3 protein-coding genes are annotated in these 11,029 nt (G+C 75.7%); all 3 read left to right on the top strand.

What is annotated here, in order from left to right; translation table 11 throughout:
• Positions 1–3,625, top strand: a 3,625-nt coding sequence (locus tag OP86_RS31050; RefSeq protein ID WP_033334159.1) for an SDR family NAD(P)-dependent oxidoreductase, incomplete at its 5' end; no start/stop codon positions are given.
• Between the two features lie 28 nt (positions 3,626–3,653).
• Entirely contained in the window at positions 3,654–9,392 is a 5,739-nt protein-coding gene (locus tag OP86_RS31055; protein ID WP_078653683.1) for a type I polyketide synthase, read from the top strand.
• Positions 9,393–9,439: 47 nt separating this feature from the next.
• Positions 9,440–11,029: type I polyketide synthase (locus OP86_RS31060; protein WP_425337772.1), on the top strand; the 1,590-nt coding region annotated here is incomplete at its 3' end.

Genomic DNA, 11,029 nt, shown 5'->3' on the forward strand with positions numbered 1-11,029 from the left:
CGACCACGCCGTCTTCGGCACCGCCCTCCTCCCCGGCACCGCCCTCGTCGAACTCGCCCTCCACGCCGGCGACCACGCCGACTGCGAGCACCTCGAAGAACTCACCCTCCAGGCCCCGCTGTTGATCCCGGAGGGCGGCCCCGTCCAGCTCCAGCTCCGGATCGGCCCCGCGGCCGACGACGGCCGACGCACCGTCACTGTTCACTCCCGCCCCGACCGCCCGGACCGCCGCGACGCCCCCTGGACCCGGCACGCGACCGGTGTCCTGGCCACCGACGCCGAGCGTCCGACCTGGGACCTCGCCGCCTGGCCCCCGGCCGGCGCGGTGCCGGTGGACCTCGTGGACCTGTACCCCCGCCTGGCCGCCGACGGCCTCGGTTACGGTCCGGCGTTCCAGGGCCTGCGCGCGCTCTGGCGCCAGGGCGAGGAGTTGTTCGCCGAGGTGCGGCTGCCGCGTGAACAGCACGACGCGGCAGCGGAGTTCGGCCTGCACCCCGCCCTGCTGGACGCGGCCCTGCACGCGGTCGCGGCCGCGGCCCCGGGCGAGGTACGGCTGCCGTTCTCCTGGAGCGGCGTCTCCCTGTACGCCACCGGCGCGACCACCCTCCGGGTGCGCCTGTCACCGGCCGGGGCCGACGCGGTCGCCCTCGCGGTGGCCGACGGGAGCGGCGCGCCGGTCGCCCGGGTGGCCTCGCTGGCGAGCCGCCCGGTGGAGCGCGAGCAACTGCGAGCGACCGACGACGGCGCGAACCCGCTGCTGGGTGTGGACTGGACCGAACTGCCGCCCTCTTCCTGCTCAACCGCCGGACGCTGGGTCCTGCTCGGCACCGACCACATCGGGCTGCCCGACGACCTCCGGCTCGGCACGCATCCCGACCTCGCCGCCCTCACCGAGACCGTGGCGGCCGGTGCGACGGTGCCGGACGCCGTCCTGGTCACCTGCGCCGGTCCCGCCGGTCCCGAGTCGCCGGACGCCCCTGCCGCCGCACGCGAAGCCGCCATGCGTATTCTGACGATCCTTCAGGAATGGCTCGCGAGCGACCATTTCGCCACCTCCAGGCTCGTCGTACTCACCAGAGGCGCTGTCGCCGCCGCGGACGGTGAGGGCTTGTCCGACCTCGCCCACGCCACGGTCTGGGGCCTGCTGCGCTCCGCCCAGACCGAGCACCCGGGCCGCTTCGTGCTGCTCGACCTGGACGGGCAGCACCCGGACGGACTGCTGCTCACCCTGGCCGCCGCGCTCGCCACCGGGGAGCCCCAACTCGCCCTCCGACAGGGCGTCCTGCTCGCCCCGCGCCTCGTCCGTGCGACCGCCGGCCGGCTGCTGGAGCCCCCGGCGGACACGCCTGACTGGCGTCTGGACACCACCGCCAAGGGCACACTGGAGAACCTCGCCCTCGTCCCCCACCCGGCGGCCTCCGCACCGCTCGGCCCCGGCCAGGTCCGACTGGCCGTACGGGCCGCCGGCATGAACTTCCGCGACGTTCTGCTCGGCCTGGGCATGGTCGACCAGGACGTCATGGGCGGAGAGGCCGCCGGCGTCGTGCTGGAGACCGGCCCCGAGGTCACCGCGTTCGCCCCGGGCGACCGCGTGATGGGCATGGTGCCCGGCTCGTTCGGGCCGGTCGCCGTGGTCGACCAGCGACTGCTCGTCCCGCTTCCCGCGCAGTGGACGTTCACCGAGGGCGCCTCGGTGCCGATCGCCTTCCTGACCGCCTACTACGGCCTGGTCGACCTCGCCGGGCTGGGCGCCGGCGAGTCGGTGCTGATCCACTCGGCGACCGGCGGTGTCGGGATGGCGGCGATCCAGCTGGCCCGCCATCTGGGCGCCGAGGTCTTCACCACGGCCAGCCCGGCCAAGTGGGACACCCTGCGCGCGCTCGGCATCCCGGAGGAGCGGATCGCGTCCTCGCGCAGCCTCGACTTCGAGCAGCGCGTCCGCGCCGCCGCCCCGGGCCGGGGCGTGGACGTGGTGCTCAACTCCCTCGCCAACGAGTTCGTCGACGCCTCGCTGCGGCTGCTCGCGGACGGCGGGCGGTTCGTGGAGATGGGCAAGACCGATATCCGCGACGCGGCCGGGGTCACCGCCGCCCACCCCGGCACCTCCTACCTCTGGTTCGACCTGATCGAGGCCGGCTACGACCGGATCGGCCGGATGATGGCCGAACTGGTGCCGCTGTTCGAGCGCGGGGTGCTCCGTCCGATCCCCGCCCGAACCTGGGACGTACGGCGGGCACTGGACGCGTTCCGTTTCATGGGCCAGGCCCGGCACGTCGGCAAGGTGGTGCTCACCATGCCGGCGGCACCGGACCCGAACGGCACCGTGCTGATCACCGGCGGCACCGGCGTGCTGGGCGCTCTGGTGGCCCGCCGGCTGGTCACCGAACACGGCGTGCGGCACCTGCTGCTGCTCGGCCGCCGCGGCCCGCAGGCCCCGGGCGCGACCGAACTCACCACCGAACTCACCGCCCTGGGCGCCCGGGTGACGATCACCGCCTGCGACACGGCCGACCGCGAGGACCTCGCCCGGGCCCTCGCCGCCGTACCGGCCGAACACCCGCTGACCGCCGTCGTCCACGCCGCGGGCGTGCTGGACGACGCGGTGATCGCCTCGCTGACCCCGGCGCAGGTCGAGACCGTGCTGCGCCCCAAGGTCGACGCCGCCTGGCACCTGCACGAGCTGACCCGCGACGCGGACCTCGGCGCCTTCGTCCTGTTCTCCTCCTCGGCGGCCGTCCTGGGCGGCCCCGGCCAGGGCAACTACGCCGCGGCCAACGCCTTCCTCGACGCGCTCGCCCGGCGTCGCCGCGCCGAGGGGCTGCCGGGCCTGTCGATCGCCTGGGGCCTGTGGGAGCGGGCCAGCGGCATGACCGGCCACCTCGACGCCACCGACCTGGCCAGGTTGCGGCGCTCCGGTGTGAGCCCGCTGTCCGACACCGACGGTCTGGCGATGTTCAGCGCGGCACTGCGCTCCGACCGGGACCAGCTGGTGGCGATGAAGCTCGACGTCGCGGCCGCCCGTACGGCCTTCCAGTCCGGCTCGGTGCCGCCGTTGCTGCGCCGGCTGGTCGGTGCGGGCGCCAGGCGCACGGTAGCGGCCACCGGAACGGACGACGGGCCGGCCCCGGCCCTGCGGCTGGCCGCCCTGCCCGAGGCCGAACGCGCCCGCGCACTGCTGGAGCTGGTGTGCGTCAACGCGGCGGTGGTCCTCGGCCACGCCACGGGCGGGGCCATCCAGCCGGACCGGGCGTTCAAGCAACTCGGTTTCGACTCGCTCACCGCCGTCGAGCTGCGCAACCGGCTCAACATCGCCACCGGGCTACGGCTGCCGGCCACCATGGTCTTCGACCATCCGACACCGGACGCGCTGGCCGCCTTCCTCCAGGCCGAGCTGGCCCCGGCCGAACCCGTCGGCCGACCGGCCTCGGACGGCGAGGTCAGCCGTCTCCTGGCGGCCATCCCGCCGGCCCGGCTGCGCGCCGCCGGTCTCCTCGACGCCCTGCTGGCGCTGGCCGGTGCCGGGCCGGAGGAGCCACCGGCCGAGCCGGACGGGGACCTCGACGAGATCGACGCCATGGACGCCGACGACCTGATCGGCCTGGCCTTCGGCACCACTGACCTCTGATCGCGCTCGGACTGCGGAGAACCCAACGATGGCTGCATCACAGGCTTCACAGGCTTCATCACAGGAAGCAAAGGTGCTGGAAGCGCTCCGGCTCTCCCTCAAGGAGAACAAGCGGCTCCAGCAGCGGAACCACCGGCTGACCGAGGCCCGGCACGAGCCGATCGCGATCGTCGGCATGGCGTGCCGCTTCCCCGGTGACGTCGACAGCCCCGAGGAGCTGTGGCGCCTGGTGTCCGAAGGCCGTGACGCCCTGTCCGGGTTCCCTGCGGAACGCGGCTGGGACGTCGAGGAGTTGTACGACCCGGACCCCGACCGGGCCGGCCGGAGCTACGTCCGGACGGGCTGCTTCGTCCGGGGCGCGGAACGGTTCGACGCCGCCTTCTTCGGGATCAGCCCGCGCGAGGCGCTCGCCATGGACCCGCAGCAGCGGCTCCTGCTGGAGACGTCCTGGGAGGTCTTCGAACGCGCCGGCATCGCCCCGGAGTCCGTGCGCGGCACCCCGACCGGTGTGTTCGTCGGCGCCTCCCCGCTCGGTTACGCCGCTGATCCTCGCGGCGCGGAGGGCTCCGAGGGCTATCTGCTGACCGGAACCACCGTCAGCGTCGCCTCCGGCCGGCTCGCCTACACGTTCGGCCTGGAGGGCCCGGCGGTGACGGTGGACACCGCGTGCTCCTCCTCGCTCGTGGCGCTGCACCTGGCCGGCCGGGCGCTGCGCGACGGCGAGTGCTCGATGGCGCTGGTCGGCGGCGCCGCGGTGATGGCGGCACCGCACATGTTCATCGAGTTCAGCCGTCAGCGCGGCCTCGCCCCCGACGGGCGGTGCAAGGCCTTCGCCCGCGCGGCCGACGGCACCGGCTGGGGCGAGGGGGTCGGCGTCCTGCTGGTCGAGCGGCTCTCCGACGCCCGGCGCAACGGCCACCCGGTCCTCGCCGTGGTCCGCGGCTCGGCCGTCAACCAGGACGGCGCCTCCAACGGCCTGACCGCGCCGAGCGGGCCGGCCCAGCAGCGGGTGATCCGGGCCGCGCTCGCGGACGCCCGGCTCACCGCCGCGGACGTGGACGCGGTGGAGGCCCACGGCACCGGCACCCGGCTCGGTGACCCGATCGAGGCCCAGGCGCTGCTCGCCACCTACGGCAAGGAGCGGCCCGCCGAACGGCCGCTCTGGCTCGGCTCGGTGAAGTCCAACATCGGCCACACCCAGCTCGCCGCGGGCGTCGCCGGCGTCATCAAGACGGTGATGGCGATGCACCACGGCGTCCTGCCGGCCACCCTGCACGTCGACGAACCGACCCCGCAGGTCGACTGGTCCCGCGGCGCGGTGGAACTGCTGACCGAGCGGCGCGACTGGCCGGCCGTCGACCGCCCCCGGCGGGCCGCCGTCTCCTCCTTCGGCATCAGCGGCACCAACGCCCACGTGATCCTCGAACAGCACGTCGAGGAACAGCCGGTCGACGAGCAACCGGTCGAGGAGCAGCCCCTGGAGAGCCGGCCCGCCCCCGGCATCAGCACGACACCCACCGCGGCCCCGTGGCTGTTGTCGGCCCGGAGCCCGGAGGCCCTGCGCGCCCAGGCCGGTCGGCTGGCCGACGCCACGGCCACCGCCCCGGAGTGGGCGGCCGCAGACGTCGCGTGGACGCTGGCCACCGCCCGCGCCGGCCTCGACCACCGCGCGGTGGTGCTCGGAGCCGACCGCGCGGAACTGCTCGCCGGCCTCGACGCGCTGCGCCGGGGCGACGACGCGCCCAACCTCCTCCGGGGCGCGGCCGCGCGCACCGGCAGGCTGGCGTTCCTGTTCACCGGGCAGGGCGCCCAGCGCGCCGGCGCCGGCCGCGAACTGTACCGGCGCTTCCCGGTGTTCGCGGCCGAGCTGGACCGGGTGTGCGACCTGCTGACGGAACGGAGCGGCCTGCCGGTCCGCGAGGTGCTGCTCGCCGAGGAGGGGTCACCGGGGGCGGACCGGCTGGACGAGACGGCCTTCACCCAGGCGGCCCTGTTCGCGTTGGAGGTGGCGCTGTTCCGGCTGGTCGAATCCTGGGGACTGCGGCCGGACTTCGTGCTCGGCCACTCGATCGGGGAGCTTTCGGCGGCCCACGTCGCCGGGGTGTTCTCGCTGGAGGACGCGGTCACGGCGGTGGCCGCCCGCGGCCGCCTGATGCAGCAACTCCCCGCCGGCGGCGCGATGGTGGCGGTGGAGGCGACGGAGCAGGAGGTGGCCGCCCTGCTGACCAGCCGCGTCGGCCAGGCCGGCATCGCCGCCGTCAACGGACCCCGCTCCGTCGTGGTCTCCGGCGAGGAGGAAGCCGTCGCGTGGGTCGCCGAGCGGCTGAGCGCGCAGGGCCGCCGGACGAAGCGGCTGGCCGTCAGTCACGCCTTCCACTCCGCCCGCATGGACGGCATGCTCGCCCCGTTCCGCGAGGTGCTCGACGGCCTCGTGCTGCACGAGCCGACGATCCCGGTCGTCTCCAACCTCACCGGCCGGCCGGTCGCCGCCGACCGGATCCGCACCTCGGAGTACTGGGTTCGGCACGTGCGCGACGCCGTGCGCTTCCACGACGGTGTCCGGCACCTGCTCGACCAGGGCGTGACGACCCTCCTGGAACTCGGCCCCGACGGCGTGCTGTCCGCGATGGCCCGGCAGAGTACCGAGGACGGGACCGGGGACGGGACCGGGGACGTCGCCGCGGTACCGCTGCTGCGCCGGGGCCGTCCGGAGCCGGACACGGTGCTCGCCGCAGTCGCCCGGGCGCACGTGCGCGGTGCCCGGGTGGACTGGCCGGCGCTCCTCACCGAACCGGCCGGCCCGGCCGGCCGCCGACTGGACCTGCCCACGTACGCGTTCCAGGGCGAGCGGTACTGGCTGGACCCCACCGCCGGGGCGCCCGCCGAGGCGTCCGAGCTGGGCGTGGCGAGCGCCGGGCATCCACTGCTCGGCGCCGCCGTCACCCCGGCCGAGGGCGGTGGGCTGATCCTCACCGGGCGGCTGTCGCCCCGCACGCACCGCTGGCTCGCCGACCACGTGGTGCTGGGCAGCACGGTGGTGCCCGGCACCGCGTACCTGGAGCTGGCGCTGCACGCGGCGCGGCTGACCGGCTGCACGACGATCGAGGAACTGGACCAGGAGGCGCCGCTGATCCTCGCCGAGACCGGGACGGCACAGGTGCAGGTGGCGGTCGGTACGGCCGACGAGTCGGGCCGGCGGCCGATCGGCGTGTACGCGCGGCCGGACGACACCGCGGACTGGACCCGGCACGCGTCCGGCACGCTGTCCGCCGGGGACGGCGGGGACGGCGGGGACGGCGGGGACGGCGGGGACGGCGGAGCGGGCTGGCGACCGACCGGCGTCTGGCCGCCCGAGGGCGCCGAGCCGGTGGACCTCGACGGCTTCTACCCCTCCGTCGCCCGTGACGGCTTCGACTACGGCCCGTCGTTCCGCGGCCTGCGGGCCGTGTGGCGCGCGGGCGACGAGGTGTACGGCGAAGTCGCCCTGCCGGAGCCGGAGCGGGGCCGGGCGGGCCGGTACGGCGTCCACCCCGCGCTGCTCGACGCAGCGCTGCACGCGGGCCTGGTCGGGCGCACCGGCGAGCACGTCCTCCTGCCCTTCGCCTGGAACAACGTCCGGGTGCACCGCTCGGGCGCGGTCCGGCTGCGCCTGCGGCTGGCCCCGGCCGGACCGGACGCGATGTCCCTGGACGTGGCCGACGAGACCGGCGCGCCGGTCGCCTCGGTCGGTGCCCTGCGGGCCCGTCCGGTCTCGGTCGGCCAGCTGCGCGCGGCGGCACGGGCCGGGCTGGGCGACGCGCTGTTCCGCGTCGAGTGGGCGCCCGTCCCGGCGGTCGAGCGGGACCGCGGTCGACGGGCGGTGCTCGGGGACGGTTCCGGCTTCCCCGGTCTCGACAGCTACCCCGACCTCGCCGCTCTCGGCGAGGCCGTCGCCGCGGGGCTACCGGTGCCGGACGCGGTCGTCCTGCCCCTGCCGGACACCACGGGCGACACCACGGGCGACCTCCCCGCAGCGGTGCGCGCGGCCCTGCGCCGGACGTGGTCCGTGCTGACCGCCTGGGCGGCGGACGACCGTTTCGCGGCCTCCCGGCTGGTCCTGGTGACCCGCGGCGCGGTGGCCGCCGACCGGGCGGACGTGAGCGGCCCCACCCCCGACCGGGCAGCGGCCACGGACGTCCCGAACCTGGCCCACGCCCCACTCTGGGGCCTCGTCCGGGCCGCCCAGGCCGAGCAGCCCGACCGCTTCGTCCTGCTCGACCTGGACGGCGGCGCGGACACCACGGCGGCACTGGACCAGGCAGTCGCCGGCGGCGAACCGCAGCTCGCACTGCGCGCCGGCGCCGTCCTGGCGCCGCTCCTGGCGCCGCTCCTGGCGCCGCTTCTGGTGCCGAGCCTGCTGCCGAGCCGCCCGGCGACGGACGGCGCGGCCGCCGCGCTCGACCCGAACGGCACCGTCCTGATCACCGGCGGTACCGGCGCGCTCGGCTCGCTGCTCGCCCGACACCTGGTCACCGCGTACGGTGTGCGGCACCTGCTGCTGCTCGGCCGCCGCGGCCCGCAGGCCCCGGGCGCGACCGAACTCACCGCCGAACTCACCGCCCTGGGCGCCCGGGTGACGGTCACCGCCTGCGACACGGCCGACCGCGAGGACCTCGCCCGGGCCCTCGCCGCCGTACCGGCCGAACACCCGCTGACCGCCGTCGTCCACACGGCCGGCGTGGTCGCGGACGGCGCACTGGCCTCGCTCACCGAGGAACGGTTCGAGGCCGTGCTCCGCCCGAAGGCGGATGCCGCCTGGCACCTGCACGAGCTCACCCGGGACGCCGACCTCGCCGCGTTCGTGCTGTTCTCCTCCGCGACGGCCACCCTCGGCGGTGCCGGCCAGGGGGGCTACGGTGCGGCGAACGCCTTCCTCGACGCCCTCGCCCAGCACCGCGCCGCGCGGGGCCTGCCCGCCCGGTCGCTGGCCTGGGGCCTGTGGCAGCAGGACCGGGGAATGGCAGGCGCGCTCGACGAGGCCACGCTCGGCCGGATGCGGCGCTCGGGCCTCCTCCCGCTCAGCCCGCAGGACGGCCTGGCCCTGTTCGACGCGGCGCTCGCCGGAGCCGAACCGACGTCGCTGCCGGTCCGGCTGGAACCCGCCGCACTGCGCCAGGCCGGCCCGGACCTCCCGCCGCTGCTACGCGGGCTGGCCGGCCCGTCCGCCGTCCCCGCCGAGCGACCGGACGCAGCAGCGACGGACGGCCTGAAGCGGCGGCTCGCCGGGCTTTCCGACGCGGAGCGCGAGCGCGCCCTGCTGGACCTGGTACGCGCTCAGGTGGCCGTGGTCCTGGGACACTCGGCCCCGACGGCGATCGGCGCCGACCGGGCGTTCAACGACCTCGGCTTCGACTCGCTGACGGCGGTCGAACTGCGCAACCGCCTGACCAGCGCCTCGGGACTGCGCCTGCCGGCCACGCTCGTCTTCGACTACCCGACGGCGGCGGAGCTCGCCCGCTACCTGGACGCGGAACTCCCGCGTGCGGACCTGCCCTCGGCCGCGCCCGTACTGGCTGAACTGGACCGCCTCGAAGCCGTGCTCGCCGGGGTCGGTGCCGACCACCCCGAGCGGGCGCGGATCGCCGACCGGCTGCGGGCCGTGGCCGACCGGTGGAGCCCGCGGCCCGGACCGGAGGACGGCCCGTCCACCGGCGCCGAACTGGAGTTGGAGTCCGCCGACGACGACGAGGTCTTCGACTTCATCACCAACGAGCTCGGCATCTCCTGACTCCTCCCGCCGGCGCCACCGCCGACCGGTCGTCCTGTTCCTGTTCCATCCGAAGGGGTTGCGCCACTGTGGCCAGCGAGACCGAGGACAAGCTCCGTTACTTCCTCAAGCGGGTGACCGCCGATCTCCAGGAGACGCGCCGACGGCTCCAGGAGACGGAGTCCGTCGCGGCCGAGCCGATCGCCGTCGTCGGCATGGCCTGCCGCTATCCGGGGGGCGTCACCTCACCCGAGGACCTCTGGCAGTTGGTCGCGAGCGGCGGCGACGCCGTCTCCCCGTTCCCCGCCGACCGCGGCTGGGAGCTTGACTCGCTGTACGACCCGGACCCCGACCGGGCCGGTCACACGTACGCCCGCGAGGGCGGTTTCGTGGACGGTGTGGACGGGTTCGACGCCGGGTTCTTCGGCATCGGTCCGCGCGAGGCGCTGGCGATGGACCCGCAGCAGCGGCTGCTGCTGGAGACCTCCTGGGAGGCGTTCGAGCGGGCCGGCATCGCCCCGGAGTCGCTGCGCGGCAGCCGGACCGGCGTCTTCATGGGCGCGGGGCAGGTCGACTACGCGGCACTCGCCCAGCGGGCCACGGAGAGCCTGGAGGGGTACCTGCTCACGGGTGGCGCGGCAAGCGTCATCTCGGGTCGGCTGTCCTACGTGTTCGGCCTGGAGGGCCCGGCGATCACGGTGGACACGGCGTGCTCGTCCTCCCTGGTGGCGCTGCACCTGGCCTGCCAGTCGCTGCGCCGGGGCGAGTGCTCGACGGCGCTCGCCGGCGGCGCGGCGGTCATGGCCGCACCCGGCATGTTCGTCGAGTTCAGCCGCCAACGCGGCCTCGCCCCCGACGGGCGCTGCAAGGCCTTCTCCGCCACCGCGGACGGCACCGGCTGGGGCGAGGGTGTCGGCGTCCTGCTGCTGGAGCGGCTCTCCGACGCCCAGCGCAACGGCCACCGGGTGCTCGCGGTGGTGCGCGGCTCGGCCGTCAACCAGGACGGCGCCTCCAACGGGCTCACCGCGCCGAACGGCCCGTCCCAGCAACGGGTCATCCGGCAGGCCCTCGACAGCGCCCGGGTGTCCGCGGCCGACGTCGACGCGGTCGAGGCCCACGGCACCGGCACCACGCTCGGCGACCCGATCGAGGCCCAGGCGCTGCTCGCCACCTACGGACAGGACCGGCCCGCCGAACGCCCGCTGTGGCTCGGCTCGGTGAAGTCCAACATCGGGCACACCCAGGCCGCGGCGGGTGTGGCGGGGGTCATCAAGATGGTGATGGCGATGCGGCAGGGTGTGCTGCCGCAGACGCTGCACGCCGACGAGCCGACACCGCACGTCGACTGGGCCTCGGGGGCGGTGTCACTGCTCACCGAGCGGCGGGAGTGGCCGGAGGCGGACGGGCGTCCGCGCCGCGCGGGCGTGTCGGCGTTCGGGGCGAGCGGGACGAACGCGCACGTCGTCCTGGAGGAGGCCCCCGTCCCCGAGGAGACTCCCGCGGCCGACTCGCCCTTCGCAGTGGTGCCGTGGGTGCTCTCCGCCCGGGACGAACACGCGCTGCGCGCCCAGGCAGGACAGCTGGCCGCCTTCCTCCAGGACCACCCCGACACCGACCTCCGCGCCGCCGGCCACACCCTGCTCACCGGACGAGCCCAA

The organism is Streptomyces novaecaesareae (genome assembly GCF_000716875.1).
Classification (GTDB): Bacteria; Actinomycetota; Actinomycetes; order Streptomycetales; family Streptomycetaceae; genus Kitasatospora; species Kitasatospora novaecaesareae.

What these genes read in the sequence shown, in the direction of transcription:
- OP86_RS31055 (WP_078653683.1), top strand. Translation starts at nt 3,654, where the DNA reads ATGGCTGCATCACAGGCTTCACAGGCTTCATCACAGGAAGCAAAGGTG.